This window comes from Thiohalobacter sp. COW1, from assembly GCF_016629505.1.
GTDB lineage: Bacteria > Pseudomonadota > Gammaproteobacteria > Thiohalobacterales > Thiohalobacteraceae > Thiohalobacter > Thiohalobacter thiocyanaticus_A.
The window spans coordinates 1,937,318-1,963,978 of record NZ_AP024239.1 but is presented as its reverse complement, the minus strand read 5'-3'; the positions used below and the strand labels follow the sequence as shown (position 1 = coordinate 1,963,978).

31 protein-coding genes are annotated in these 26,661 nt (G+C 64.8%); 17 read left to right on the top strand and 14 right to left on the bottom strand.

Translation table 11 applies throughout. The features are described from left to right. Nucleotides 1–138 precede the first annotated feature (138 nt). The 4 genes from COW1_RS09155 (at nucleotide 139) to COW1_RS09140 (ending at nucleotide 4,774) form a co-directional block, all read left to right on the top strand. Nucleotides 139–1,176 (top strand): Fe(3+) ABC transporter substrate-binding protein, encoded by a 1,038-nt coding sequence (locus tag COW1_RS09155; RefSeq protein ID WP_201343974.1) that lies wholly within the window; start codon nucleotides 139–141, stop codon nucleotides 1,174–1,176. A 397-nt stretch (nucleotides 1,177–1,573) separates the two neighbouring features. Continuing rightward, entirely contained in the window at nucleotides 1,574–3,202 is a 1,629-nt protein-coding gene (locus COW1_RS09150) for an iron ABC transporter permease (RefSeq protein ID WP_201346078.1), read from the top strand. Beyond that, nucleotides 3,195–4,253, top strand: coding sequence for an ABC transporter ATP-binding protein (locus COW1_RS09145; RefSeq protein ID WP_201343973.1), 1,059 nt, complete (start codon nucleotides 3,195–3,197; stop codon nucleotides 4,251–4,253). The genes COW1_RS09150 and COW1_RS09145 overlap by 8 nt, the downstream gene beginning before the upstream one ends. After that, nucleotides 4,250–4,774, top strand: a complete 525-nt coding sequence (locus tag COW1_RS09140; protein ID WP_201343972.1) for a peptidylprolyl isomerase — start codon at nucleotides 4,250–4,252, stop codon at nucleotides 4,772–4,774. Before COW1_RS09145 ends, COW1_RS09140 begins: the two co-directional genes overlap by 4 nt. 202 nt (nucleotides 4,775–4,976) lie before the next feature. Here COW1_RS09140 and msrB read toward each other — a convergent pair whose 3' ends face one another. After that, entirely contained in the window at nucleotides 4,977–5,360 is a 384-nt protein-coding gene (gene msrB / locus COW1_RS09135) for a peptide-methionine (R)-S-oxide reductase MsrB (RefSeq protein WP_201343971.1), read from the bottom strand. A 211-nt stretch (nucleotides 5,361–5,571) separates the two neighbouring features. Here msrB and COW1_RS09130 point away from each other — a divergent pair, with 211 nt between their 5' ends. Next, nucleotides 5,572–5,955, top strand: coding sequence for a hypothetical protein (locus COW1_RS09130; RefSeq protein ID WP_096365074.1), 384 nt, complete (start codon nucleotides 5,572–5,574; stop codon nucleotides 5,953–5,955). 199 nt (nucleotides 5,956–6,154) lie between these two features. Here the strand turns inward: COW1_RS09130 and COW1_RS09125 are convergent, their stop codons facing one another. Together COW1_RS09125 and COW1_RS09120 are read right to left on the bottom strand one after the other, a co-directional pair. Continuing rightward, the gene (locus COW1_RS09125) at nucleotides 6,155–6,616 is read right to left on the bottom strand and encodes a hypothetical protein (RefSeq protein WP_201343970.1); all 462 of its coding nucleotides are present in this window, start codon (nucleotides 6,614–6,616) and stop codon (nucleotides 6,155–6,157) included. A gap of 15 nt (nucleotides 6,617–6,631) precedes the next feature. Further along, complete coding sequence (locus COW1_RS09120; RefSeq protein WP_096365078.1) at nucleotides 6,632–6,871, bottom strand: hypothetical protein; 240 nt, start codon at nucleotides 6,869–6,871, stop codon at nucleotides 6,632–6,634. Between the two features lie 163 nt (nucleotides 6,872–7,034). Between COW1_RS09120 and COW1_RS09115 the strand changes: the two genes are divergently transcribed. Beyond that, nucleotides 7,035–7,391, top strand: a complete 357-nt coding sequence (locus COW1_RS09115) for a hypothetical protein (protein ID WP_096365080.1) — start codon at nucleotides 7,035–7,037, stop codon at nucleotides 7,389–7,391. Nucleotides 7,392–7,403: 12 nt separating this feature from the next. Next, nucleotides 7,404–8,462, top strand: coding sequence for a 2Fe-2S iron-sulfur cluster-binding protein (locus tag COW1_RS09110; RefSeq protein ID WP_201343969.1), 1,059 nt, complete (start codon nucleotides 7,404–7,406; stop codon nucleotides 8,460–8,462). A 248-nt stretch (nucleotides 8,463–8,710) separates the two neighbouring features. Here COW1_RS09110 and COW1_RS09105 read toward each other — a convergent pair whose 3' ends face one another. Continuing rightward, on the bottom strand, nucleotides 8,711–9,013 hold the full coding sequence (locus COW1_RS09105; RefSeq protein WP_201343968.1) for a DUF3301 domain-containing protein: 303 nt from the start codon (nucleotides 9,011–9,013) through the stop codon (nucleotides 8,711–8,713). Then, nucleotides 9,010–9,216 (bottom strand): YdcH family protein, encoded by a 207-nt coding sequence (locus COW1_RS09100; RefSeq protein WP_096365087.1) that lies wholly within the window; start codon nucleotides 9,214–9,216, stop codon nucleotides 9,010–9,012. Before COW1_RS09100 ends, COW1_RS09105 begins: the two co-directional genes overlap by 4 nt. A gap of 161 nt (nucleotides 9,217–9,377) precedes the next feature. On the opposite strand from COW1_RS09100, the gene COW1_RS09095 reads away from it, so the two are divergent. After that, nucleotides 9,378–11,567, top strand: a complete 2,190-nt coding sequence (locus COW1_RS09095) for a YgiQ family radical SAM protein (protein ID WP_201343967.1) — start codon at nucleotides 9,378–9,380, stop codon at nucleotides 11,565–11,567. Nucleotides 11,568–11,577: 10 nt separating this feature from the next. On the opposite strand, the gene COW1_RS09090 is transcribed toward COW1_RS09095, so the two are convergent. The 6 genes from COW1_RS09090 to COW1_RS09065 form a co-directional block, all read right to left on the bottom strand. Continuing rightward, nucleotides 11,578–11,868 (bottom strand): DUF2934 domain-containing protein, encoded by a 291-nt coding sequence (locus COW1_RS09090; RefSeq protein WP_096365091.1) that lies wholly within the window; start codon nucleotides 11,866–11,868, stop codon nucleotides 11,578–11,580. 178 nt (nucleotides 11,869–12,046) lie between these two features. After that, entirely contained in the window at nucleotides 12,047–13,147 is a 1,101-nt protein-coding gene (locus COW1_RS09085) for a cyclic nucleotide-binding domain-containing protein (protein ID WP_096365093.1), read from the bottom strand. Nucleotides 13,148–13,304: 157 nt separating this feature from the next. Further along, nucleotides 13,305–13,712 carry an antitoxin Xre/MbcA/ParS toxin-binding domain-containing protein gene (locus COW1_RS09080; RefSeq protein WP_096365095.1) on the bottom strand — a complete coding sequence of 136 codons (408 nt, stop codon included), beginning with the start codon at nucleotides 13,710–13,712 and terminating at the stop codon, nucleotides 13,305–13,307. Nucleotides 13,713–13,762: 50 nt separating this feature from the next. Further along, on the bottom strand, nucleotides 13,763–14,071 hold the full coding sequence (locus tag COW1_RS09075) for a segregation and condensation protein A (RefSeq protein ID WP_096365097.1): 309 nt from the start codon (nucleotides 14,069–14,071) through the stop codon (nucleotides 13,763–13,765). Between the two features lie 45 nt (nucleotides 14,072–14,116). Continuing rightward, entirely contained in the window at nucleotides 14,117–14,752 is a 636-nt protein-coding gene (locus COW1_RS09070; RefSeq protein ID WP_096365099.1) for a hypothetical protein, read from the bottom strand. Nucleotides 14,753–14,764: 12 nt separating this feature from the next. Then, nucleotides 14,765–15,355, bottom strand: coding sequence for a DNA-J related domain-containing protein (locus tag COW1_RS09065; protein WP_096365102.1), 591 nt, complete (start codon nucleotides 15,353–15,355; stop codon nucleotides 14,765–14,767). Between the two features lie 330 nt (nucleotides 15,356–15,685). Between COW1_RS09065 and COW1_RS09060 the strand changes: the two genes are divergently transcribed. From COW1_RS09060 to COW1_RS09035, 6 genes are all read left to right on the top strand, one after another. Next, entirely contained in the window at nucleotides 15,686–16,009 is a 324-nt protein-coding gene (locus COW1_RS09060) for a hypothetical protein (RefSeq protein ID WP_096365104.1), read from the top strand. Between the two features lie 86 nt (nucleotides 16,010–16,095). After that, nucleotides 16,096–17,451 carry a hypothetical protein gene (locus COW1_RS09055; RefSeq protein ID WP_201343966.1) on the top strand — a complete coding sequence of 452 codons (1,356 nt, stop codon included), beginning with the start codon at nucleotides 16,096–16,098 and terminating at the stop codon, nucleotides 17,449–17,451. 308 nt (nucleotides 17,452–17,759) lie between these two features. Continuing rightward, nucleotides 17,760–18,671 carry a metal ABC transporter solute-binding protein, Zn/Mn family gene (locus COW1_RS09050; RefSeq protein WP_201343965.1) on the top strand — a complete coding sequence of 304 codons (912 nt, stop codon included), beginning with the start codon at nucleotides 17,760–17,762 and terminating at the stop codon, nucleotides 18,669–18,671. Then, nucleotides 18,658–19,437, top strand: coding sequence for a metal ABC transporter permease (locus COW1_RS09045; RefSeq protein ID WP_201343964.1), 780 nt, complete (start codon nucleotides 18,658–18,660; stop codon nucleotides 19,435–19,437). The genes COW1_RS09050 and COW1_RS09045 overlap by 14 nt, the downstream gene beginning before the upstream one ends. 152 nt (nucleotides 19,438–19,589) lie before the next feature. After that, nucleotides 19,590–20,159, top strand: a complete 570-nt coding sequence (locus tag COW1_RS09040) for a helix-hairpin-helix domain-containing protein (protein WP_201343963.1) — start codon at nucleotides 19,590–19,592, stop codon at nucleotides 20,157–20,159. A gap of 258 nt (nucleotides 20,160–20,417) precedes the next feature. Then, nucleotides 20,418–21,677 carry an adenosylhomocysteinase gene (locus COW1_RS09035; protein ID WP_096365115.1) on the top strand — a complete coding sequence of 420 codons (1,260 nt, stop codon included), beginning with the start codon at nucleotides 20,418–20,420 and terminating at the stop codon, nucleotides 21,675–21,677. A 155-nt stretch (nucleotides 21,678–21,832) separates the two neighbouring features. Here COW1_RS09035 and ispG read toward each other — a convergent pair whose 3' ends face one another. After that, complete coding sequence (ispG, locus tag COW1_RS09030) at nucleotides 21,833–23,068, bottom strand: flavodoxin-dependent (E)-4-hydroxy-3-methylbut-2-enyl-diphosphate synthase (protein ID WP_096365117.1); 1,236 nt, start codon at nucleotides 23,066–23,068, stop codon at nucleotides 21,833–21,835. A 218-nt stretch (nucleotides 23,069–23,286) separates the two neighbouring features. Here ispG and COW1_RS09025 point away from each other — a divergent pair, with 218 nt between their 5' ends. Continuing rightward, nucleotides 23,287–23,727 carry an Rrf2 family transcriptional regulator gene (locus COW1_RS09025; protein ID WP_096365119.1) on the top strand — a complete coding sequence of 147 codons (441 nt, stop codon included), beginning with the start codon at nucleotides 23,287–23,289 and terminating at the stop codon, nucleotides 23,725–23,727. A 99-nt stretch (nucleotides 23,728–23,826) separates the two neighbouring features. On the opposite strand, the gene COW1_RS09020 is transcribed toward COW1_RS09025, so the two are convergent. Further along, entirely contained in the window at nucleotides 23,827–24,471 is a 645-nt protein-coding gene (locus COW1_RS09020) for a TusE/DsrC/DsvC family sulfur relay protein (RefSeq protein WP_096365121.1), read from the bottom strand. 129 nt (nucleotides 24,472–24,600) lie between these two features. Continuing rightward, on the bottom strand, nucleotides 24,601–25,455 hold the full coding sequence (locus COW1_RS09015; RefSeq protein ID WP_096365123.1) for a sulfurtransferase: 855 nt from the start codon (nucleotides 25,453–25,455) through the stop codon (nucleotides 24,601–24,603). Between the two features lie 165 nt (nucleotides 25,456–25,620). Here COW1_RS09015 and COW1_RS09010 point away from each other — a divergent pair, with 165 nt between their 5' ends. Together COW1_RS09010 and COW1_RS09005 are read left to right on the top strand one after the other, a co-directional pair. After that, on the top strand, nucleotides 25,621–25,926 hold the full coding sequence (locus COW1_RS09010) for a hypothetical protein (RefSeq protein WP_172844250.1): 306 nt from the start codon (nucleotides 25,621–25,623) through the stop codon (nucleotides 25,924–25,926). A 42-nt stretch (nucleotides 25,927–25,968) separates the two neighbouring features. Beyond that, a complete protein-coding gene (locus COW1_RS09005; RefSeq protein WP_096365127.1) occupies nucleotides 25,969–26,553 on the top strand; it encodes a LemA family protein in 585 nt (194 codons plus the stop codon). Nucleotides 26,554–26,661: the final 108 nt, after the last annotated feature.

The following is a 26,661-nucleotide window of genomic DNA, read 5'->3' as shown; positions in this document are numbered from 1 at the left end:
CAGAATTACAAGGATTTCATGTTCCTGCATCAGAGGAAATCAATCTCTGTCCCCTGCCGGGCTTGCATCGAAACGCCATGAAAATGATAATTGTTACCGTTTCCTTTCGGTCATGAGTTTTACAGGGGTAGTCCGAAGATGTCTGTCATGTCACTTTCACGCTGGATACTGCCGTTTCTGTGTGCCTTGCTGCTCGCCGGTCCGGCGGTCGCAGCCGAGGTCAATCTTTACTCCGCGCGTCAGGAAAACCTGATCAAGCCGCTGCTGGACCGTTTTACCGAGCAGACCGGCATCGAAGTCAACCTGGTCACCGGCAAGGCGGATGCCCTGCTGCAGCGGCTGAAGAGCGAAGGCCGCAACAGCCCGGCCGACCTGCTGCTGACCACCGATGCCGGCCGGCTGCACCGTGCCCGGGAAGCCGGCGTGCTGGCGCCGGTCGAGTCAGACACCCTGCATGAGCGTATCCCCGCCCATTACCGTGATCCCGAGGGCTACTGGTTCGGGCTGTCGGTACGGGCGCGTCCCATTGTCTATGTCACCGACCGGGTCGAGCCCGGGGAGTTGTCGACCTACGAGGCGCTGGCCGCTGCCAAGTGGAAGGGCCGCGTCTGTATCCGCTCTTCCGACAACATCTACAACCAGTCGCTGGTGGCGTCCATGATTGCCCATCATGGGGTCGAGGCGACCGAGGCCTGGGCCCGTGACTTCGTGGCCAACTTCGCCCGTCCGCCCATCGGCGGTGATCGCGATCAGGTGCTGGCCGCCGCGGCCGGCCAGTGCGATGTGGCGGTGATCAATACCTACTACCTGGGCGTGATGCTCAATGAGGACGATCCGGAACAGCGCGAGGCCGCCGGGCGGGTGGCCGTGTTCTGGCCCAATCAGGAGGGGCATGGGGACGGCCGCGGTACTCACGTCAATGTCAGCGGCATCGGCCTGACCGCCGCTGCCGGAAACCGCGACAACGCCGTGCGGCTGATGGAATTTCTCTCCAGCGATGCCTCCCAGGCCTGGTACGCCCAGGTCAACCACGAATACCCGGTACGCGACTCGGTGCCGGTCAGCGACACCCTGGCGGCCTGGGGTGACTTCAAGGCCGATGATTTGGACCTGCATCTTCTGGGGAAATATAATGCCGAGGCGGTACGGCTGATGGATCGGGCGGGCTGGAAGTAGCGCTGCCCCGGATTATTGCCGAGGATCTGTCCAGGCGGGGTGCACGGCACCCCGCCGTTGTTTGCGGGCCACGTATTTGACTAGGGCCTGTTAACACTAATCTAATCGCCTCTGCTGGGGCTGATTTTTCGTCCAGCAAGGCAGAATGAGCGAGGTGTAGTCATTCTACATGAGCGAATGATAACGCCGCTGGGCGGAAAATCAGCCCCAGCCCGATGGGTTGCGCCTGAAAAAGCGCCACTCGGCGTTGCTCGTCGCTTATTTGGAGTGACCAAACTGCGCTCCTCGCGCCTCGATTGGCGCTTTTTCAGGCACAACAGAGACGATTAGATTAGTGTTAACAGGCCCTGGCACGACGACCCAGACTGTCCCGGAGGTATCCTCACGTCAGCACTGGCTGAGCAGCGGCTGGCGTGCGGGCGTGCTGCTGGTGGCCCTGATTGTGGCCCTGCCGGTGCTGACGGTATTCAGCTTCGTGTTCGAGCCCGCCGGCGAGGTCTGGCGCCACCTGGCCGCCACCGTACTGCAGGACTATGTGGTCAATTCCCTGCTGCTGATGCTCGGCGTCGGCGCCGGCACCCTGCTGCTGGGCGTGTCCACGGCCTGGGTGACCACCACCTGCGAGTTTCCCGGCCGCAGAATCTTCGAATGGGCATTGCTGCTGCCCATGGCCATCCCGGCCTACATCATCGCCTACACCTATACCGGCCTGCTGGATTTCGCCGGGCCGGTGCAGACCGGGCTGCGCGAACTGACCGGCTGGGGCTACGGCGATTACTGGTTCCCCCAGGTGCGTTCACTGGGCGGTGCCGTGGTGATGCTGTCGCTGGTGCTCTATCCCTATGTCTACCTGCTGACCCGGGCCGCCTTCCTGGAACAGTCGGTGTGCGTGCTCGAGGTCAGCCGCACGCTCGGAGCCAGCCCCTGGCGCACCTTCAGCCGGGTGGCCCTGCCATTGGCGCGTCCTGCAGTGATCACGGGGCTGTCACTGGCGCTGATGGAGACCCTGGCCGACTACGGCACGGTGCAGTACTTCGGCGTGAACACCTTTACCACCGGCATCTTCCGCACCTGGTTCGGCCTGGGTGATCCCGCTGCCGCGGCCCAGCTCTCGGCCCTGCTGATGAGCTTCGTGTTCGTGCTGATCCTGCTCGAGCGCTGGTCGCGCCGCCAGGCCCGCTACCACCACACCACCAGCCGTTACCGCAGCCTGCCGCGGCACCGGCTGCGGGGCTGGCAGCTTCCGGTCGGGGTGCTGGTGTGCCTGGTGCCGCTGCTGTTCGGTTTCCTGGTGCCGGCCGGGCAGCTGCTGGTCTGGGCGCTGCGTACCGCGCCCGAGACGGTGGGGACGGGGTTCATCCAGCTGACCTGGCACAGCCTGATACTGGCCGGCAGCGCGGCCCTGATCGCCCTGTTGCTGGGCCTGTTCATGGCCTACGGCAAGCGCCTGCACGGCAACTGGCTGGTGCAGGGCGCAGTGCGCATCGCCGGCATGGGCTATGCCGTGCCCGGTACCGTGATCGCGGTGGGCGTGATGATTCCCTTCGCCGCCTTCGACAATACCCTGGACGGCTGGATGCGGGCGCAGTTCGGGATCTCCACCGGCCTGCTGCTGTCCGGCACCCTGGCCGCGCTGCTGTTCGCCTACACGGTGCGCTTCCTGGCGGTGTCGCTGCAGACGGTCGAGGCCGGACTGGGGAAGATCAAACTCAGCATGGACGATGCCGCCCGCTCCATGGGCTACCCCCCGGGCGAGGTGCTGCGCCGGGTACACATGCCCATCATGCGCGGCAGCCTGCTCACCGCGGTGCTGCTGGTGTTCGTCGACGTGCTCAAGGAACTGCCGGCGACCCTGATCCTGCGCCCCTTCAATTTCAACACGCTCGCGGTGCGGGCCTATGAACTGGCCTCGGATGAACGCCTGGCCGATGCCGCCAGCGCTTCCCTGGCCATCGTGCTGGCCGGTATCATTCCGGTCATTCTGCTCAGCCGCAGCATCGCCCACTCCCGGCCCGGTCATGCCTGAACTGCTCGAAGTCGACAATTGCAGCCTCGCTTACGACGGTATTCCGGTCGTCAAGCAGGTCTCGTTCGGCCTGGAGACGGGCAATATCGGCTGCCTGCTGGGTCCCAGCGGCTGCGGCAAGACCACCCTGCTGCGCGCCATCGCGGGCTTCGAACTGCTGCAGTCCGGCGAGATCCGGCTGCGTGGCCAGGTCGTCAGCCACGGCGGCTGGGCCCTGCCGCCGGAGCAGCGCCGGGTGGGCATGGTATTCCAGGATTTCGCCCTGTTCCCGCACCTCACCGTGGCCGGCAACATCGCTTTCGGGCTGCGCCAACTGTCCGAGCGCGAGCGCCGGACACGGGTGCGGGAGCTGCTGGAACTGGTGGGCATGCCCGGCTATGCCTCGGCCTACCCGCATCAGCTCTCCGGCGGCCAGCAGCAGCGTATCGCCGTGGCTCGCGCCATTGCCCCGCGCCCCGAACTGTTGCTGCTGGACGAGCCCTTCTCCAGCATGGACGCCGAGTTGCGCGAGCAGCTGGCGCGCGAGGTGCGTGCCATCCTCAAGCAGGAGGAAATCACTGCCATCCTGGTCACCCACGATCAATACGAGGCCTTCGCCATGGCCGACGAGATCGGGGTGATCAACCAGGGCCGGCTGATGCAGTGGGACAGCGGCTACAATCTCTACCATCGCCCGGCCAACCGCTTCGTGGCCGACTTCATCGGCCAGGGGGCGATCATCACCGGCGAGGTGCTGAACGACCAGCATGTCAATTCCGAACTGGGCATCATTCCCGGACGCATCCCCGAGGGCTGCGTCCCGGGTTGCAAGGTCGATCTGCTGGTACGCCCCGATGACATCCAGCACGACGACGAAAGCGAGCTGCAGGCGCGGGTGGTGGAAAAGGCCTTCCGCGGCGCTGAATTTCTCTACACGCTGGAGTTGCACAGTGGCACCCGGGTGCTGTGCTTCGCGCCCAGCCATCACGATCATGCCATCGGTGAATCCATCGGTATCCGGATGGAGATCGATCACCTGGTCATGTTCCGACAGGAGCGGCAGACAGCATGAGCGAAGATTCCAAGACTCTCCATTTCGTCAGGAAACGCAACTACCAGAGCGTGGTCAGGGACAAGGTGGTACGGCTGCGCTACGCCGTGTTCGAGCAGGGCTCGGACCAGGCACTGGCCTATGACGACGACCTCTACTATCTGCACGGCGGCTACGGCGGCGCCTTTCCCAGGGTGGAACAGGCGTTGGAAGGCCTGGGCGTGGATGCCAAGATGGAGTTGGAACTGACCGCAGACGAGGCCTATGGCCGGTACGATCCGGACCTGTGCCTGGCGGTGCCGGCGTCAGAGATCCCCGAGGAGGCGCATTACGTGGGTGCGCGGCTGGAGGGCGAATCCCCCGAAGGCGGTAGCCTGGACTTCACCGTCACCGCGGTGGAGGAGGATGCCATCACCGTCGACGGCAACCACCCGCTGGCCGGCCGCGATCTGCGCTTCGTGCTGGAAGTGCTGGATATCCGCGACGCCACGCCGGAGGAACTGGAAGCCGGCTACGCCTTCCCGTCCGCTGACGAGGACTAGTCAGCAACGGTGACGGGAACGCAGAGGACGCAAAGACACAGAGGCGCAAAGATTCTGTAGGTTGGGTTAGGTGCATGGCACCGTAACCCAACATGCCGCGGGCTGTCGGGTTACGCTACGCTAACCCGACCTACGTGCTTTTTTGAGACCTTAGCGTCTCCGCGCCTCTGCGTCCTTTGCGTTATTCGTCGCGGAGTTGAATTCAACTCCTCCGCGGAGTGAAATCCAGCGAGGCGGAATTGATGCAGTAGCGCAGTCCTGTCGGCGGCGGGCCGTCGGGGAAGACGTGCCCCAGGTGGGCCTGGCAGTGGCCGCAGCGCACCTCGGTGCGCACCATGCCGTGGCTGGTGTCGCTCAGTTCGGCGATGTCGGCGCCCGCGGCGGGCTGCCAGAAGCTGGGCCAGCCGCTGCCCGAATCATACTTGTGCCGGGAGTCGAACAAGGGCGCCTGGCAGCATACGCACAGATAGACGCCGTCGCCCTTGTGGTCCCAGTATTTGCCGGTAAAAGGCCGCTCTGTCCCGCTGCAGCGGGTCACGCGGTACTGTTCCTCATCCAGCTGCTGCCATTGTTCGCGGTCGCTCATGATCGTGCTCTTGTGTTCGGTGTTAAGTGACGCGGGTCAGGCCGGGTGCAACGGGTAATCCGCGCACACCCTGCCTCGGCGCCGGGCCGTTGAAGCTGCCGAGTCTGCAGCCAAGTCCGGCTGATTGCCAGCCCCGCCGGGCGATATCCATACCGGATGCGGTAGAATGGCGGTTTTGAATCGTGACGACATGATCAGAGGTCCCTCCACCATGTCCAGGCCCGTACTTCTGTCCATCATCGAACTGGGTGGCTATCCCAATTTCGCGCCCCTCTACCAGCGCCTGGGCTGTGAGGTGATCGTGGAGGGGACCATGCGCAAGGCGCTGGCTGCGGCGCGCAAACGCCAGCCGCGGGTGATCGTGGCCGAGTTCAATTTCCAGTCCGATTTCCGTGACCGCACCAGCAGTCTGGAGAGCCTGCTGGCGGTGGTGCAGCGACTGCCGGATACGCGGGTGATCGTGTTCTATGAGCAGGAATACGCCCACCAGCTGGCGCGGCTGCAGGCCCGCTTTCCCATCTTCCGCACCCTGGCCTTTCCCATCGACGAGGCGGAGTTGGAGGCAGCGGTCAGCGCGGCACTGGCTTCTGATTGATATTCAAGAGCGCCACGGAATACACGGAAAGCACGGACAAAGAAAAATTATCCCAGCATATGCAGGTCGGGTTAGCCCATAGGGCGTAACCCGACATTGGCATCGAACCTGTCGGGTTACGCTGCGCCAACCCTGCCTACGGGATTCTGAACAAGCAATATGTAATTTTCCGTGCTTTCCGTGTATTCCGTGGCGCTCTTTATTTCTTAAATCCCCGCCGCCGGCTGCGGCCCTGGAACTGCTTGATGTCCTTCATGACCTCGTTGAAGGGGATGGCGTCGATGCTGCCGAAGCGCTGTTCGGCGCGGTTGAGGGTATCGAAGGCGTTCTCCACCTTCCTGGCGCCGGCGCGTTCCGGCTGCACCAGGGTCTGGATGCCGAGCAACCCGCCGACCTGGACCCGGATCTCCTTGTTGTGCGGCAGCGGGCCGCCGATGTGGGTCAGCTGCAGGGCAAAACGGGCGTCCCGGCGCATCCGCTCCAGCAGGGCGATGCAGCGTCGGTTGGCGTCCTCGGACTGGCAGCCCACGCCTTCGCGGTCGGCAAGGTAGAAGCGGTGCATCTGGGTGCAGCCGACATGGCGGGCATTGATGGCCTTCTCGAAGATGCAGCGCCGTTGATTCACGGCGTCGTAGGTGGAGCGGTATTCGTCCTCTTCCATGGTGGAATGCGAGGCCTACTTTTCCCACTCCATCACGATCGGCTTCTCGCGCTTCTCCATCAGCCGTTCTTCGGCCTCGAGCTGGTTGGGCGCGAACATGACCTTGACCAGGATGTCCGTGTCCCGGCCCAGTTCGGCGCGGCGGTTGCGGGCGAACTTCTTGGCCTCCTGGAAGGAGTCGAACTCGGCCTGGTATTCCAGGTTCCTGGCGATACCGGTTGGATCCTGGGTGATGTCATAGATGTAATACGGCATCGTGTCGCCCTCCGGGGGGTTGATCGATTCTGAGGTTGCGGGAAATTCTAACCCAGGCACCGGATGTGCGCATTAACCCCGGTAATCAAGCAGGTATTTGGGGTTTGTCGCTGCCAGCCATCCGTTACAATTGCTGGTAAAGCCATACAGGGGGTGCCTGAACATGCAGAACAAGCCCGATATCAAGACCGCCATCCCTCAGCAACGCTATCAGCTGGGGCAGTTTTCCGTGACTGTCCTGGGGGAGATCGAGACCGGGGACGCCAATGACTACCGCTATATCCTGGCCGTGGTGCACGAGGGCAACCCGGAGCCCGGCCTGTACCTGACCTGCGAACCGGCGCCCCGGGAGGCGCAGGACAAGGGCCGCTGGGCGATGCGTCTGATCCTGCCCGACGGTGCACAGGTTTTCGCGGCCAACGATGCCTGGGACGATATCGATGCCTTTGCCCGTGACGGACTGGCCGCAGTGCAGCAGCTGCTGCAGCTGACTGACGAAGAACCCTTCCGGCTGCTGTAGCCGTCCGCTTCCATGAGCCACCGGGTCGAACTGCTGCCTTCCGGAAATGTGTTCCAGGCCGAGGCCGGGGAGACCCTGCTGGAGGCCGCGCTGCGCTCCGGGCTCAACCTCAAGTACAACTGCAACAGCGGCAGCTGCGGCGACTGCCAGGCGCGGCTGGTCTCCGGCGAACTGGGCCGGATGGGGCATCACGACTACGTCTACAGCCGTGAGGAGAAGGCCAACAACCACTTCCTCATGTGTCGGGCCCATGCCGCCAGTGATCTGGTGCTCGAGGCCGTGGAGGCGCGCAGCGCCGAGGACATACCGCATCATCGCATCACGACCACGGTGGCCCGGCTCAATCCCTTGTCGGATACCGTGATGGAACTGCAGCTGCGCACGCCGCGCACCCAGACACTGTGGTTCCTGGCCGGTCAGTACGTGACGCTCAGCGGCGAGGGCCTGCCGACCCGCAACAAGTCCATTGCCAGCTGCCCCTGCAATGGCATGCTGCTGCAATTCCATGTCCAGCAGGTGGAGGGGGATCCCTTTGCCGAGTACGTCTTCAACCGGATGAAGCCGCGCGACAAGGTCGAGGTGGAGGGCCCCTTTGGACGCTTCACCCTGGACGAGGACTCGGGCCGGCCGTGCCTGTTCCTGGCCTGCGAGACCGGCTTTGCGCCGGTCAAGAGCCTGATCGAGCATGCCATCTCGCTGGAGTTCGATCAGCCGTTGCGCCTGTACTGGGCGGTGCCGCGGCCGGAGGATCTGTATCTGGCCAACTACTGCCGTTCCTGGCAGGACGGCCTGGATGACTTCCGCTTCATTCCGGTGGTGGGGCAGGGCGACAACCCGGACTGGACGCCGCCGCAGGTGCCGGATCTGGCCGATGTCCCGGGGCTGTCTCCGCGGGCCCGCCGCCTGCTGCACGCGGGCCTGCGCATCACGACCGACTATCCGGATCTGTCCGGCTTCGATGTCTATGTCAACGGCCCCGACGCGGACCTGGTGGCGCTGATCGAGCTGCTGGTCCGCCACGGCCTGCCGCCGGAGCGGCTGTTCGTCGATCGCATCGCGCATATTGATTAGGCAAAAATCAAGAGCGCCACGGAATACACGGAAAACACGGAAATTTCATAATGCATGCCGAGGCGCTTTGCGCCCGGCATGAAATATTATCGATAGCATGTAGGTCGGGTTAGCCCGAAGGGCGTAACCCGACATGGCCAGGCCAACGATTAGTGTCGGGTTACGCTACGCTAACCCGACCTACTTTTGGATTGGATTTATCTCGTCCGTGTTTTCCGTGTATTCCGTGGCGCTCTTGAATTTTTCTGTCAGCCGGCATCGTCAGCCAGGCCGATGGTCTCGATGCGGTGGCCGCGCAGGCGGATGAAACCGGTCTGGCGGGTGGCGCCGTCGCGGCTGTATTCGAAGCGGTAGGTGCGGGCCAGGGTGGCATGCCCGCGCGGGGTCCGGGTCAGGCCCAGGCGGCTCAGGGTGACGGTGGCATCCAGCAGCTGCAGGCCCTGCTGGTGGCAGGTGTCGCGGGCGCCGGCGGCGGCCAGGTCGCGGGCCTTCATACTGTCGAGCCAGAACAGAACCAACGCAGCCAGCAGGATGAGCAGCAGCGGGGTCACGCGTCCAGGTCGGGAATCAGGGCGCTTTCCAGGCGGTGGATCATGTCCTTGAGCAGCAGCTTGCGTTTCTTCATCCGCTGCAGGGTGAGCTGGTTCATGGCCGGGTCCTGGTTCAGACGCAGCAGCGCCTCGTCCAGGTCCCGGTGCTCCAGCCGCAGGGCCTCCAGGCGCTGACGCAGATTGTGCTGTTCGGTTTGATCCATGACCGGTCCGGTTCCTCGGCAACCGCCTGAAAGGTTACAAAAAAAGAGGTTTTTGCCGCACGCAGCAGCGGTGAAAATGCTACACTGATGCGATTGCGCCGCACGCGGCCCGGCTATTGTCGATCCAAGCCCCGTCAATCTCAAGTACCAGTACTCTTTCCATGCACAGCGCCCCCGACATCTTTGCCTACCGGCCCTACTGGGCCAAATGCCTCGGCCCGGCGCCGGTGCTGCCCATGTCGCGCGCCGAAATGGATGCCCTGGGCTGGGATGCCTGCGACATCATCCTGATCACGGGCGACGCCTATGTCGATCACCCCAGTTTCGGTATGGCGGTGATCGGCCGGGTGCTGGAGGCGCAGGGCTTCCGGGTGGGGATCATCGCCCAGCCGGACTGGACCGGCACGGCGGACTTCACCCGTCTGGGACGGCCGACGCTGTTCTTCGGCGTGACCGGCGGCAACATGGATTCCATGGTCAACCGCTATACCGCCGATCGCAAGGTGCGCAGCAACGACGCCTATACGCCCGATGGCGCCGGCGGCCTGCGCCCGGATCGCGCCGTGCTGGTCTACTCCCAGCGCTGCCGCGAGGCCTGGAAGGACGTGCCGCTGGTCATCGGCGGCATCGAGGCCAGCCTGCGCCGCATCGCCCATTTCGACTACTGGTCGGAGAAGATCCGCCGCTCCATCCTGTTCGACGCCAAGGCCGATCTGCTGGTCTACGGCAACGGCGAGCGCCAGATCGTGGAGATCGCCCATCGGCTGGCGGGCGGTGAATCGGTGCGCGAACTGCGTGATATCCGCGGCACCGGCTATGTGTGCAAGCGCCTGCCGGAGGGCTGGGACGTACTGGATTCCTCACATGTCGACACCCCTGGGCGGGTGGATACGCATGAGGACCCCTACGCCGAGGCGCCGGCCTGCGACAAGCAGGCGCCCGCAGCCGCCGCCGATCCCACTGCGAAGGTGGTGCAGTTCCACCCGCGGCATAAACGCCCGACCGGTGGCCGGACCTGTATCCGTCTGCCGTCCTACGAGGAGGTCAAGGACGACAGGGTGCTCTATGCCCACGCCTCGCGCGTGCTGCACCAGGAGACCAATCCCGGCAATGCCCGGCCGCTGGTGCAGCGCCACGGTGAGCGTGAGTTGTGGCTGAATCCACCGCCGATTCCGCTGACCACGCCGGAACTGGATGCGGTATTCGAACTGCCCTATACCCGGCTGCCGCATCCGGCCTACGGCGGGGCGAACATCCCGGCCTACGAGATGATCCGCTTCTCGGTCAATATCATGCGCGGCTGTTTCGGTGGCTGCACCTTCTGCTCCATCACCGAGCACGAAGGCCGCATCATCCAGAACCGCTCGGAAGACTCCATCATCCGCGAATTGGAGACCATCCGCGATTCCGTGCCCGGGTTCACCGGCGCGATCTCCGATCTGGGCGGACCGACCGCCAATATGTACCGCCTGGCCTGCAAGGACGAGGCGACCGAGGCGGCCTGCCGGCGGCTGTCCTGCGTGTATCCGAAGATCTGCAGGAACCTCAACACCAATCACGATCCCCTGATCCGCCTGTACCGGCGGGCGCGGGCGCTGCCGGGCATCAAGCGCATCTCCATCGCCTCGGGCCTGCGCTACGACCTGGCGGTGGAATCGCCTGAATACATAAAGGAACTGGTGACCCACCATGTCGGCGGCTATCTCAAGATCGCCCCTGAGCACACCGAGGACGGGCCGCTGACGAAGATGATGAAGCCGGGCATGGGCAGCTATTACCGGTTCAAGAAGCTGTTCGAGCGCTACTCGAAGGCCGCCGGCAAGGAGCAGTACCTGATCCCCTACTTCATTGCCGCGCATCCCGGCACCACCGATGAGGACATGCTCAATCTGGCGCTGTGGCTGAAACAGAACGGCTTCCGTGCCGACCAGGTGCAGACCTTCCTGCCTTCGCCCATGGCCACCGCCACGGCCATGTACTACAGCGGGAAGAACCCGCTGCACCGGGTGCGGCATGACAGTGAAACCGTGAGCATTCCGAAGGGGCTGAAGGTGCGGCGGCTGCACAAGGCCTTCCTGCGCTACCATGACCCTGACAACTGGCCGCTGCTGCGCGATGCGCTCAAGCGCATGGGCCGGGAGGATCTGATCGGCAACGGCAAACGTCACCTGGTACCGCGCTGGCAGCCGGCGGGGACCGGGCAGCCGGCGAAGGGAGGCCGGGCCGCGGGCAAGGGCAAGGGCAGGCCGTTCCTGACCCAGCACACCGGGTTGCCGCCGCAGGCGGAAGTGCGTGGTCAGGGAGACAGGAAACCGGCGGGGCGCCGGCGGCGCCCCGGCAAGGGGGCATAAACTCCCGGCTTCAGTGTACGGGAGCGTCCGCGCCCTGCGTCTGCCCGGCCAGACGCGCATCCACCTCCTGCTCCGCCGTAAGCCAGTCGTGCAGCGGGTCCGCCGGGGCAAAGCCGCGGGATTCGGCCCGCAGATAGGCCGCCTCGGCGATCATCTCATGACGGCGTTCCGGTGTGATCTGGGCGCGTGCAGCTTTTTTCCCGGATCCGGAAGCGCTCGCCCGTTTGGCAGGTGAACCGGCGGTTTTTGCCGGGCTGGCAGGGGTCTTGCGGCGGCTGGTGCTCTTGCTGGCGCTCGTCATCTGTGTCTTCGCTCCATGAACTGTGAGGCATGCATGATTGTTTCTGGGGCGGACCCCATTGAATTCGAGTTTAGTCCAGCCCCGATCCGCTGCAACAACAAACGCCTCCCCGAAGGGAGGCGTTGCGGTTTGCTCGCACCGGCCGCTGCCGGCCGGTTCTGCAGTGGTGCCGGGGGACTCAGGCCGCCTCGGTTTCTCTGCCTTCCATCTCGGCCTGGCGGTCGTAGATGCTCTGGGTCTCGAATGGCCAGCTGCGGATGCCGCCGTCCAGTGACAGCACATCGAACTGGTTCTGGGCCAGGATCAGCGCGGCGACGGCGCTGCGGCTGCCGCCATGGCAATAGACGATGTACTGCTTGTTCCGGTCCAGTTCCTCCATCCGGTTGCGCAGTTCGAACAGCGGGACCAGGCGCGCGCCCGGAATGTGGTGGTCGTCGAACTCCTCCGGATAACGCACATCGATCAGTTCGTGGCCGGTCTCGGCCATGGTACGCGCCACGCTGGGGTTGACCGTCTTGATCAGCGGGTTGCTGATCAGTTCCTCGAAGGCGGCCTTGTCCAGCACCAGGACCTCGCCGTCCTCGGTCATCAGCACCGATTCATTGCGGGTGCTGCCGGAGATCAAAGCCTCGCAGCCGAAGGCGTCGCCCTCGCCGATATCGGCGATCTTGTGCGGCGCATCGTCATAGATGCCGCGCTGATAGACCTCGGCCCGGCCGTTGAGGATGATGTAGTAGGCATCACCCGCCTCGCCCTGCTGGATGACGTATTCGCCGGCCTTGACGACCTGGGTCTGCATCTTCTGGAACGCCAGTTCCACGGTTTCCAGCGGCAGGCGCCGGAATACCAGGGAGTTGCGCACCTTCTCCAGCAGCCTGGCGGTCTCGGCGCCGGAGTCCTCCATCATGTGCACGACCTCATCCCAGGAGATGAGGTTGTCCAGCATCTCGCGGTCGGCATGACAGATGATGCTGTCCTGGCGTGCCACCAGGGTGCAGGTCGCCGGGGCGGCCGGCAGCACCACGGGGCGCTTGCGGGTGTCGTCGGGGCCGGCCAGCGAGGTGATGGTGCCGCTGCAGATGACCTCCAGCCGGCCCTCGACCACGAACAGGTAGTCATGATCCTGGCCGCCGGCGATCTGGAAGATCTCACCCTCGCGCAGTTCGATGAAACGCACAATGTTGACGACCTCGCGCAGGCGTTCCTCGGACAGCAGGTTAAAGGGCTGATAGTGCCGCGACAGACGGTCGAGCACATGCTCCATCTTGATACTGAACATGGGTGGGGGGCCTCCCTTGGTGTTGTTCTTCCCCTGTTGGCAAGGGGTGTGAACAGGATAACGGCGCCGGGCGGGCTGACTTGAGTCCGGGCGCGGCGGGAGGAGGCACAAAAAACCCAGCAGTTGCGGGGTTTTGCCGGGGGCGGGATCAGCCGGTTCAGGCGTGAGTGGAGGAGCCCGAACTGTCCCAGGCGAAGGCGCAGTCCAGGTGGGTGCGTACCCGCACCATGCCGCTGAGGCCGTCCTCGATCATGCAGCTGAGGGGGGTGCGCCGGCGCAGGTGCTTGTTGCGGCGGTGCATCCAGATCGGGGCCATCTGGGGATTGGCCGGAAAGGTGGTGCGCAGGGCGTCGGCGATGCCCAGGATGTGCTCGACCGATTCGTTGACCCGGGGCTCGTCCGGGAGGGCCTCGTTCATGTCGCGGAAACGGTTGATCCTGCGTGCGGGCGTGCCGTCCGGCAGGCACAGTATCCTGACCTGGTCGGAGTTCTGGGCGCCCCAGCTGTCCAGCATCCGGATCACGGCGCGGGTCAGGGCTACGCGTTCTTCATTGGTGAGGTCCATGGTCAACTCCTGGTCTCCCGGATCGCGGGGAGACGATGGCTGTATTGAATTCAGTGGTCGCCGCTGCCGGGCTTGTCGCCGCGCAGGCTGGTGACATTCAGCGGCACCACAACCTCGCGCTTGGGCTCGTCGATGAAGCGCGGGCGCATGTTCATGGGACGGCCGAATTCCTCGGCCAGTTCCTGCTCGCGGGCGGCGATGAGGGCCAGACAGTCGCGAATGCCTTCGATGGTGTTTTCGGACAGCGGATGCCGGAAGCCGGGTTTGGCATGGGTGTCCTTGGCGACATCGGTGAGCACACGCTTCATCATGCGCAGGATGCGCTCTTCCTTGCTCAGTTCGGGTTCTTCGGAAGCCATATCACTACCTGCAGTGTCCGGCGGCACGCCGATTGACGTACCTGATCAATTTGGTCGGTCATTGTGCCACATGACCGGGCCGGTTTCATCCGCCGGCTGCTGGTCGGCCTGGGTATAGAAGCTGGACCAGGGGGAATCCGTAATTTTTTCAATCGCCTGAATAAACCCTTCGGTAGGTGCGGCCTCTCCCGGATGGATGCCCCAGACCTCCAGAAACAGGTTGGCATATCCGGCGTGTCCCTGCCAGTTCCAGTCCGTGATCGCGGCCTCGTGCCCGCAGTGCGCACAGGTCCGGTCCGTCCCGGGCCCGGTCAGGAGCTCGGCTGCCGCCACGGACTTGCGGCAGGCCGGGCAGCGCACCCTGGCGCGCGGATTGGCGCGAAAGCGCGCCCGGGGCAGGAGGCGGGTGAGATGGAGATGACAGAACCGGCCCTGTCGTGCCGCGGTGTTGCGTGCCGCGGTATCGGCGGGGGGCTCGGTCTCGATATAGGGGGAGCAGCCGAGAAACACCAGTTGGTCAAGAAACTGCGCGCCGGTAGTGAAATGCTCGCGCCCGTCGAGTTCGAATGCCTGACCCAGGAAGCCGCACCCGTGCAGATGGGAAAGCAACGCTGCACGCTGCGCCGCGCTGATATCGTCGCGCTGCGGGAACAGGATGAGTTGATAGGCGGACAGGGACATGGCGTTGTGGTGTCAGCGGCTGCCGCCCTTGCCGAGCAGCAGGGCGGCAGCCTCGTTGATGGCCTGCAGGGTGGCGGTGTCGCCCCCGCGGTCGGGATGGTGGCGCATGGCCAGCCGGCGATACTGATCGCGAATGGCCGTCACGTCGGCATCGGCATCGAGTTCCAGTACGCGCAGCGCCTCGACCCGCTGGTCCTGGCGCAGATAGCGTTGCCAGAAACGCCCCAGCATGGCCTCGACATCGGCTGCCGAGGTCTGCTCCAGGTTGGACCAGTCCAGGTAATAGTCGCGCAATGGATCATGTCCGCCCAGGGCCTGGGCGGCGTTCTCCTCCAGCGGCAACAGTTGAATGCGCAGTACGTGGATCCACAGGGTTTCATCGCCACCGGTCAGCAGGCGCTCGCGCAGCCGGTACAGGGCATGGAACAGAATGAAGTGGGTCTGGAACAGGTTCAGGCTGTCATCGAGACGGGCTGAGCCGAGCGCGTCCTCGTCCGTCTCGCGCAGTGCCTGCAGCAACCCGTGTTCGCTCAGTCCCTGCGGGTGGCGCTGCAGGATGGCGAGGAGCCGCTGGCCGAATTGCTCGATTGCCTGGGTGTCCATGTCCGGTCAGGTCTGTGCAGCCCAGCAGGGGGTCAAAAGCGCCACGGAATACACGCAAAGCACGGAAAATTTGAATTCAATCATGTGTAGGTCGGGTTAGCCCGCAGGGCGTAACCCGACACGCGAACCGCGGACTGCGTCGGGTTACGCTTCGCTAACCCGACCTACAGATGCCGCAGCAAGCAACATACAATTGTCCGTGCTTTGCGTGTATTCCGTGGCTGTCAATACGCAAATTGTAACCCGGCGACCCCGACATAGATAGATTCCACGCCCTGGTGGCGAATCCCGGTGTTGACCCCGGTCGGCGTTAGGCTATGCTGTGCCGCCATGCACCGACTGCGCCGCCACTGCCGAAACCGCTCCCCGCGCCATGCCCTGCTGGCGCTGCTGCTGCTGTTCGCCGGCATGCAGGTGGCCAGCCTGACACATCTGGCCGAGCACGACTTCGCCCCGCATGAGCATTTCGGCCAGGCCTGCGATGTGCTGCATTATGCCAAGCACGGCGCCGACGGCCTGGCGGTGGATGTTTCAGTCGCCGGTCCCGAACGCAACCGGCGTCCGCTGTACGTCGCGATCCCCGCCACTGGCGAACGCCAGTTCCATCATCACCCGGCGCAACCCCGCGCGCCGCCCCTGTCCCTGTTCGTCTGAGTCAACGACTGTGTTTGTTTCCGGCACCGCGCGCGTGAATGCGGTGGTGCCTGCTGAATCACGATTACAGGAACAGGAGCATCAGAATGCGCAATTTCACCCGGGCGACGCTGGCCGTCGCCGTCATGTCCGTCATTAGCCCGGCTGCGGCCGATCAGAATGCAACGGCTGAACTGGAAGCCGTGCGTGAGGAGATCCGCGCCCTGCGCCAGGCCTACGAGAGCCGTATCAGCGAACTCGAAGGCAAGCTGGAACAGCTGGAATCGCAGCCGCGGAATGCCGGTGCTGATGCTGCGCCCGCTGCCCCGGCCCGGGCCCCGGCCGGCCAGCACCGCCGGGTCTACAGCAACGAGTTCAATCCCTCCATCGGCGTGATTCTCAACGGCCGCTGGTCCGGCTTTTCCGAGTCCGGGAGTGAAATCGCCGGCTTCGGCGTGGGTGAGGAAGGTGAGCGTGGCCGCGAGGGCCTGGCCGTGGACGAATCCGAACTCAATGTCGCCGCCAATGTGGATGACAAATTCTACGGCGCCATGACCGCGGCGATCGTGCGCGAGGAGGGCGAGGATAAGGTCGAGTTGGAGGAGGCCTATGTCCAGACCCTGGGCGGGGCCGGCCTGCCGACCGGCCTCAGTCTCAAGGCCGGCCGGGCCTTCTGGACCCTGGGCTATCTCAACGAGCATCACACCCACGAGGACGATTTCGCCGATCGGCCGCTGCCCAGCCGGGTCTTCCTCAACAATGCCTTCAACGACGACGGCGTGGAGTTCAGCTATGTGCTGCCGACCGCGCTCTATTCCGAGATCGGCGGCGGGGTGTTCCGCGGCGATGACCTGCCGTTCGGCGATTCCACCGGCAGCGGCCCTGAGGCCTGGTCCCTGTACGGCCGGCTGGGCGGGGATATAGGCTACAACCAGAGTTGGCGCGTCGGGGCCTATGTCCTGTCGGGCGAGGCGGCCGAGCGGGTGACCAATGAGGGCGATGTCAGCTTTGCCGGTGATACCGATCTGTACGTGGCCGATCTGCGCTACACCTGGGCGCCCACGGGCAATCCGCGCAACCGGGAAGTCACCCTGCAGGCCGAGTTCTTCCACCGGGACGAGGACGGCAGCTATGACATCGGGGCCGGGCCGGTGCGCTTCGATGATGCGGTCAACGGCGGCTATGTCCAGGCGGTGTACAAATTCCGGCCGCAGTGGCGGGTGGGCGCGCGCTACAGTCTGTTGCAGGCGCCGGACGTTCCCGCCGGCCTGGCAGGCAGTGCCCTGGACGGCGGCGGCCATGACCCCGAGGCCTATGCCCTGATGCTGGACTGGACCAACAGCGAGTTCAGCCGGGTGCGGCTGCAGTACAACCGCGAAGAGTTAAGCGAGGGATTGCGGGATGATCAGTTCATTGTGCAGTACATCATGAGCCTGGGCGCGCACGGGGCGCATAAATACTGATGTGTGGGCGATAGCAACGCAGCAGGGTAGGTCGGGTTAGCGCAGCGTAACCCGACGGGCCTGCGGTCAGTGTCGGATTACGCCCTGCGGGCTAATCCGACCTACGGGACTACGTGTTTTCTGTCATCCCGGCGCAGGCCGGGATCCAGATGCCACTGTGTTCACAGGTTCACGCGGTGCTTCGGGATGACGATGCCAGGCATGACAACGGCAATTCATGTAATGAACTGCTCTGTGCCTTCGCACCCAGGAGGGCATAAACGTCTCCGCGTCCTTTGCGTTGCATCCGCGCTGCAAGGAGATTCTGTATGCAATATATACGGACATTAGCAATAATCCTGCTGCTGACATCGGGCCTGGCCCGGGCTGCGGATCCGGTGCAGGTCTTCGCCTGCGAACCCGAATGGGCCGCACTGGCGCAGGAAATCGGCGGCGATGCGGTGGCGGTGTTTTCCGCCACCCATGCCCGCCAGGATCCGCATTATATCCGCGCCCGGCCCAGCCTGATCGCCGCCATGCGCCGCGCCGACCTGCTGGTATGCAGCGGAGGCGGACTGGAGGTGGGCTGGCTGCCGGTGCTGTTGCAGAAGGCGGGCAATCCGTCGGTCGCTGTCGGTGCCCCGGGCCACCTGCTGGCGGCTTCGGTGGTCGAACTGCGTGATGTGCCCGAGCACGTCGATCGCAGCCAGGGCGATGTGCATCCCGAGGGCAATCCCCACCTGCACCTGAATCCGCATAACATCGATCGGGTCGCCGGGGTCCTGACTGAGCGACTGCAGGGCATCGATCCCGGCCGGGCGCAGCACTATCAGGCACGGCTGGAGGATTTCCGCCAACGCTGGGGTGCCGCGATCGGCGACTGGGAGAGACGCGGCATCCGGCTGCAGGGGCTGCCGGTGATCGTGCACCACCAGGCCTGGGTGTATCTCATCGACTGGCTGGGGCTGCGCGAGGTCGCCGCCCTGGAGCCGAGACCGGGTATCCCGCCGACAGCGTCCCATCTGGAGCGGCTGCTGCAGCAGGTGCGCGGGCAGGGCGCGGCCGCGATCCTGCGCACGCCCTACGCCGCGCCGGAGGCGGCCGACTGGCTGTCCGCCAGGACCGGTCTGCCGGTGCTGGTGCTGCCCTACACGGTCGGGGGCGCGGACGGGGTGAATGATCTGTTCGCCCTGTTCGAGCAGACCCTGGTGCAGCTGGAGTCGGTTCATGTTCAGCCCTGAACTGCTCGGGATCCTGCTGCCGGCCCTGGTCGCGGGGCTGGCGATTGGCTTGACCCATGCCCCGCTGGGGATCGAGGTGCTGCGCCGCGGCATCATCTTCATCGACCTGGCCATCGCCCAGATCGCCGGTCTGGGTCTGGTGGTGATGGAGCTCTACTGGCCGGACGCGGCGGGCTGGCTGCTGCAGGCAGTGGCGGTGGCCTGCGCCCTGGCCGCTGCGCTGCTGTTCCACTGGAGCGAACGCCGGTTGCCGGCGCAGCAGGAAGCGCTGATCGGCAGCAGCTTCGTGCTGGCGGCCTCGCTCGCCCTGCTGCTGCTGGCCGACCAGCCGCATGGCGGCGAGGCCATTCAGCATCTGCTCTCCGGACAGCTGCTGTTCGTGGGCTGGAGCGAGTTGATCCTGGCCGCCCCGCTCTACGCCCTGGTACTGCTGGCCTGGTTCGTCTGGCCGCGTGTGCGTGCCGGGATCGGATTCTATGTCCTGTTTGCGCTGGCTGTGACCGCCTCGGTACAGCTGGCCGGGGTCTATGTGGTGTTTGCCAGTCTGATCCTGCCGGCTCTAGCCGCGGCGGCCTGGCCCGGACGGACTCTGGCTGTTGCCTGGGCCAGTGCCGCCATGGCGGTACTGGCCGGGCTGACGGCGGCGCTGCTGCTCGATTGGCCGGCCGGACCGGTGCTGGTGGTCAGTTATGCGCTGGTTGCGCTGGCCGTGGCGCTGCCACGCTGGCGCCGCACAGGCCATTCCCGCCCTGCCGAGAATGATTGACAGGGGGACGGACAGGCGTGTGAAATCAATCACAGTTTTCCGGCTGCGGCGTCAGAAACCCGTCATGACGGGGCTGAATTGCGAGCCGGATCACGGAGCGGGACTGCGCTTCGGGCAAGGATGGTCGCAACATTTCAGGGAGGTGATTCGATATGTATCCCGCACACGACAACCTGTATCAGGAAGCCACCCTGTTCGACCAGGCCTTTGCTGCGCTGGGGCAGCGGTTGCGGGCCTGGCTGCCGGCCCGGGCGGAACAGCGCTGGGCGTTGGCCTTCCACGGCCAGGCCGCCCTGTTCGCCCTGCTGGGCCTGGGGGTGCTGCTGCACGGTCTGCAGGCCGGTGCCGCCGATGCCTCTTCGCTGGTGGCTGTCATGGCCTCGGCGGGCCTGATGGCGACAGCGCATTTCCTGTTCAACATCCCCCGCCAGGCGGCGCGCCCGGCGGCGCCTGCACGCGCACGGCGCGAATCCGCTCCCGCCCCGGTCCGGGACATGCACCGGAATCGACCGCAGCCGCAGCCGCAGCCGCGGGTTTCGCCCCGGGACTTTCTCAATGAACTCCGCCAGGCCGGTGTGAATGTGCGTATCGCCAAGGCCCTCTTCACCGCCGGCGTGCGCAGTCCCGAGGCGGTGCGCCGCAGTTCCGATACGGCCCTGCTGGCCATTCACGGCGTCGGCCCCGCCACCCTGCGACGGTTGCGCGAGACGTTCGGGGAGTGAGGACTGGGCACAAAAGCCAGGATCGCTACGGAATAACGCGGACACACTGAACAAGCCACGACAGCCTTTCTCCTGACAAAGGCGCCCATCTCCACCGTTTATCATCCCCACGCAGGCCGGGATCCAGAAGCCGCCGAGGTCACTGGATTACTCGCCGCGCTCGCCCGACTACCCTGAAGGGCATAAAGGGCCGCCGTATTTGTCCCCTTCCTTCGCCTGTTGCACACTGTCCGGCCTCGGAAATCACCGGAGCTGGAAATGTCATCTTCTCCCGATATCGAAACCGGCCGCCGCAAGCTGGCCTGGGCGCGTGCGCACATGCCGGTGCACGCCGAGTTGCGCCGCCGCTATGGTGAGACGCGGCCCTTCGCCGGACTGACCATTGCGGTCTGTTCCCATATCGAGGCCAAGACGGGAGTATTCGTGGAGACTCTGGCGGCAGCCGGGGCGGAGGTGGTCTTCACCGGCAGCGAACCCGGTTCGAGTCAGGACGACGTGGTCGCCGCGCTGAACGCACAGGACGGCATCAGCGGCTATGCCGAACGCGGCGTGAGCGAGGAACGGCTGCTGGAACTGCATCTGGCTGCGCTGGAACACGGACCCGACCTGATCCTGGACGATGCCGCCGAACTGACCGCCTGCCTGGTGCACCGGCGTCCGGAACTGCTGCAGGGGCTGCGCGGCATGTGCGAGCAGACCACCACCGGGGTGCAGCGCATGCAGGCCATGGCGCGCGAGGGCGCGGTGAAGTTTCCCGCCTACGCGGTCAACGATACGCCCATGAAACACGAGTTCGACAATATCCACGGTACCGGTGAATCCTCCCTGACCAACCTGCTGCTGACCACCAACCTGTTGCTGGCCGGCAAGCAGGTGGTCGTCGCCGGCTACGGCGACTGTGGTCAGGGTATCGCCCACAAGGCCCGGGCCCTGGGTGCCCAGGTCACGGTGACCGAGATCGAGCCGCGCCAGGCCCTGCGCGCGCACATGGCCGGTTTCCGCGTGACCGCCATGGCCGAGGCCGCGGCCTGGGGCGAGATCTTCATCACCACCACCGGCAACCGCGAGGTGATCCGCGCCGAGCATTTCGAGCGCATGCGCGACGGCGCCCTGCTGGCCAATGCCGGGCATTTCAATGTCGAGATCGATGCCCGTGCGCTGGCGGAAATGGCGGTGGCGCGGGAGGAGGTCCGGCCCGGTATCGAGGCCTTCCGTCTGAATGATGGCCGTGAACTTCACCTGGTCGCCGAGGGCCGGCTGGTCAACCTGGCCACGCCGACCGCCATGGGACATCCGGTGGAGGTGATGGATCAGACCTTCGCTATGCAGTTCATGGCCGCGCTGCACCTGTACCAGCACGCCGATGAACTAACACCCGGCGTGCACGCGGTGCCGGATCTGGTGGACCGGCAGGTGGCCGAGATCAAGCTGCAGACGCTGGGGATCGGCATCGACGCGTTGACCGAGTCCCAGCAGCGCTTTCTGGATACCTGGCGGGTGGAGGAGATCAAGGGGTGAGGCGTGAGGATTGCGAGCTGCAGCGCAAGCCTGTTACCTCCCATCACGTCATTCCCGCGCAGGCGGGAATCCACATACCTCCGCGGTCACTGGATCCCCGCCTGCGCGGGGATGACGGCGAGGTGGAAATGACAACCGCCATGCGAATTCCCTGATCACGCATCACGCCTCACTCCGTAATTCCGCTCCACGTAGTCCTCGATCAGCGCCTGGAAGTCCTGCGCCAGCGTCTCGCCCTTGAGGGTGACGGTCTTCTCGCCGTCGACATAGACCGGCGCGACCGGGCGCTCGCCGGTGCCGGGCAGGCTGATGCCGATGTTGGCCTGTTTCGACTCGCCGGGGCCGTTGACCACGCAGCCCATCACCGCCACGGTCATGGCCTCCACGCCCGGGTACTGCTCGCGCCAGACCGGCATCTGTTCGCGCAGGTATGACTGGATGTCCTGTGACAACTCCTGGAAATAGGTGCTGGTGGTGCGGCCGCAGCCGGGGCAGGAGACCACCTGCGGCAGGAAGCTGCGCAGGCCCATGGACTGCAGGATGGACTGGGCCACCTGCACTTCCTGAGTCCGGGACGCGCCCGGCTCGGGGGTGAGCGAGATGCGGATGGTGTCGCCGATGCCTTCCTGCAACAGTACGGCCAGGGCGGCAGTGGAGGAGACGATGCCCTTCACCCCCATGCCGGCCTCGGTCAGGCCCAGGTGCAGCGGATAGTCGCAGCGTCCGGCCAGATCGCGATAGACGGCGATCAGATCCTGCACTCCGCTCATCTTCACCGACAGGATGATGCGGTCGTGGGGTAGTCCCAGGGCCTCGGCCTGGCGGGCGCTGTCCAGGGCAGAGGCGATCAGGGCCTCGCGGGTCACCTCTTCGACCTCGCGCGGCTGCGGCAGGCGGGCATTCTCGTCCATCATCCGCACCACCAGGGCCTGGTCCAGGCTGCCCCAGTTCACGCCGATGCGCACCGGCTTGTCGTATCTGCAGGCCAGTTCGATGATGGTGGCGAACTGTTCATCCTTCCGGCTGCCGCGGCCGACATTGCCGGGATTGATGCGGTACTTGGCCAGCGCCTCGGCACAGCCGGGGTACTTCGTCAGCAGCTTGTGGCCGTTGAAGTGGAAATCGCCGATCAGGGGCGTGGCCAGGCCCTGGGCATCCAGGCGTTCGCGGATCGCCGGGACGGCTGCGGCGGCGGCTTCGGAATTGACCGTGATGCGCACCAGTTCCGAGCCGGCGCGCGCCAGTTCGGCCACCTGGGCCGCCGTGGCTGCGATGTCGGCCGTGTCGGTGTTGGTCATGGACTGGACCGCCACCGGGGCCGGACCGCCCACGGTCACGGGACCGATGCGGACAGGGACACTGGGACGACGCTGGATCGGAGATGCATTCACGGCAGATACCGGGCGGGCTGGAGGTTCACGAGCGGAACATTATGACAGGATTTGCGGTCGGAAGAGAGACCCATCCCCCCCTGGCCGGGTAAACTTCCCGGTTCTTACACCGCCCACCCGCCCGGCAGCGCCAGATCCTGACCGGGATCAATTGCGGGCAGGACCGGTGGGTATAGGCTTTTCATTCGGAGACAGAATCTCCCGGAGCAGGAATTGCGATGCGTTTGACCACTTTCAGCGACTACACCCTGCGGGTATTGATCTACCTCGCCGTGCAGGAGCACTCCGTAACCACCATCGCCGGGATTGCCGAGGCTTACGGCATTTCCAAGAACCACCTGATGAAGGTGGTCCATCAGCTGGCCGGCGACGGTTATGTGGAGACCACCCGCGGCAAGGGCGGCGGGGTCCGGCTCAAGCAGGCCCCCGAGGCGATCTCCATCGGTGCCGTGCTGCGCCGCACCGAGGCCGATTCGGTCCTGGTGGAGTGCTTTCGTCCGCAGGGCTCTGAGTGCCGCATCGAGACGGCCTGCATGCTGCGCGGGATATTTCACCAGGCCGAAGAGGCCTTCTACGGCGTGCTGGACGACATCACCCTGGCGCAGGTGGTGGAGAACCGGGCCCGGCTGCAGGCGCTGCTGCCCGGTACGGCGGATTGATGCCCTGGCAGGTTGTTGAAAAACTTCCCGGCAGCATCATGTCATTCCCCTCTCCCACCGCGCGGGGGAGAGGGGAATAAAGGGTTTTTCAACGGTCTGCTAGTGTTCGCCCTTCACGCGTAGCAGCCCGGCCAGCCGGTTGCCCTGTTTCTGCGGACCGCCGCGCGGAAACAGGTCGTGCAGGTAGCGGTTGCTGCCCCTGTCCTTCCCCCAGCGCCGGCGGAACTCCTTGATGATCTCACGCACGTTGGCCTGCAGGTGGTGCTGCTCGTAGAAGTCGCGCAGATAGCGGACGATCTCCCAGTGCTCCGGGGTCAGTTCCAGCCCTTCATGAGCGGCCTCGGCGCGCACGAAGCCTTCCGACCAGTCGTCCAGGTTGACCAGGTAGCCTTCGCTGTCGGTGACGATCTCCTGACCGTCCACCTCGAGGGTGCGGGTCTTCATGTTGGGGTAGGCGGTGCTGCCGCCCTTGGTGCCGCCCGGCGCGCCGCGGGTGTGGACGCTGTCGCCGTCGGTGGGTGACCAGATGCTGATGTCCACCCGGCCCTCGAGGTGACCGTGATAGCGCACCGCCCCCATGACACTGATCTTGCCGCTGGCCGGGGGGATGTCGAACACCGCCACGCCCTCGCGGTCGGTGCTGGTGGTCAGCGGATGCTCGGGATCCGTATCCAGATAGAGGATCACCGGGGTGCGTTTCAGCGGCTGGTTGCGAATCCGCATGGAGGCATGGACTTCGAGCATGGGTCATCACTCCTGATTCGATAATATTAGATGTATTTAATATACATCTCGCTGATTATCATAGCGACCCTGTCTATGGGATTTTTTATGGGAAATTTTCGATATTAAATAACGGCAATTCTGATGGATTCAGTCGCCGCTGCCGATTTCCACCGGGCGGTTGGGGTCGCGGATCCATTCACTCCAGGAACCGGGGTACAGGCGGGCGCCGCCCAGGCCGGCGTGTTCCAGTGCGACCAGGGTCTGGCAGGCGGTCACGCCGGAGCCGCACATCACCACGCAGTCCTGCGGGGGGTGATCGCCCAGGAGGCGGGTATACATCTTGCGCAGCGCTTCCGGGGGCAGATAGCAGCCGGAGACGTCCAGGTTCTTGCCGAAGGGCAGGTTGGCCGCGCCCGGGATATGGCCCGCGACCGGGTCGATGGGTTCCTCGTCGCCGCTGAAGCGGGCCTCGCCGCGCACGTCGATCAGGCAGAGTTCACCGTCATCCAGGTCCTCGAAGATTTCGGCGGCATCCGCCGTCATGGTCGCATCCGGTTGGCCCTCAAACGGCACCGGAGGCGAGGGCTGCGGCAGGTCCTGACTGAGCGGACGCTCCTCGGCCAGCCATTTCTCCAGGCCGCCGTCGAGTACGGCCGCCCGCTCATGACCGAGCCAGCGCAGCAACCACCACAGGCGGCCGGCATAGGCGTTGGTGCGATAGTCGTAGCACACCACCCGGGTCTGCGGTCCGATGCCCCAGTCAGAGAAGGTGGCGCGCAGCACGGCCGGGTCAGGCAGGGGATGGCGGCCGCCGCTCTCAGAGACCGGGCCGGACATATCCTGTTCCAGATGGGCATAGACGGCGCCGGGGATATGGCCTTCGCGGTAGGCTTCCAGGCCGGCATCGGGTTGGGCGAGGTCGAAGCGGCAGTCGATGACCCGCCAGTCGGGGGCGTCGAGATGCTCGGCGAGTTCCGCAGTGGATACGATCGGGCTGGTCATTCTGCTCCCGACTGGGTTGCAAAATTCATAATTAACATCGAAGTGCGCGGGTATCAAGGGAAAATGGGGGCTGGCAGGAGAGCGGGCGCGGTTGTCGCTGGTACGGTGGGCACATACAATCCCGGACTGACAGGGCAGGATTACACGAAGCGGATGGCAGCAACTATGGCGAAACACAAGATCTATCCCGGCATCAACAACGATCACTGGGGCGGCATGACGGATATCGGCAAGATCATCCGCGATGCCTGGGTGTTCGGTCTGCTGTCCGAGGACGAGACCTGCGACGGCTGGGATTACGGCCGGATCGAGATGCTCTACGATCAGGTCTACAAGGCCTGGGAGTCCCATGGCCACCTGGCCAGCCAGCTGCCGCCCGATCTGCGCGAGCGCCACGCGCGCATCCACGGCGAGGCCATTCGCAAGGCACGTGAACTCGGCTGGGATCCTTCGCTGGAGAACGAAAGCTGAAGTCTCCGGCTGCCGGAAATAAAGAACAAGAAGGAAACGCGTATGGGTCTCGGTGATGTGCTCCTGATCGTGCTGCTGGTGGCGGCGATCCTGCTGATCGTCTACGGCATCGTCATCTATAACCATCTGGTCGCGCTCAAGCACAATGTCGCCAAGGCCTGGTCCAACATCGACGTGCTGCTCAAGCAGCGCCACGACGAGCTGCCCAAGCTGGTTGAGGTGTGCAAGCAGTACATGGGTTATGAGCAGGAGACCCTGGAGAAGGTGATGCAGGCGCGCGCCCGGGTGGCCGCCGCCCGCGAGGGCGGGGACGTGCCCGCGCTGGGCCAGGCCGAGACCCAGCTGCGCCTGGGGCTGGGCAACCTGTTCGCCCTGGCCGAGGCCTATCCCGATCTCAAGGCCAACACCAACTTTCAGCACCTGGCCGACCGGGTCACGGCGCTGGAGAACAGCATCGCCGACCGGCGCGAGTACTACAACGAAAGCGTCAACCTCAACAACGTGCGCATCGAGCAGTTCCCCGACGTGATCGTCGCCCGCAAATTCGGCTTCGGTCCCTTCGACCTGCTGGAGTTCGCCGAGGAGGAAAAGGCGGACGTGGATCTGAAGGGCCTGTTCGCGGGGTGATTCCGTGATCGTGGCATTCCAGCCGCGGATGAGCACGGATAATACAACGTCATTGCGAGCGTAGCGTGGCAATCTCATGAAGCAGAAGCAGGCGTCAGGGGATTGCCA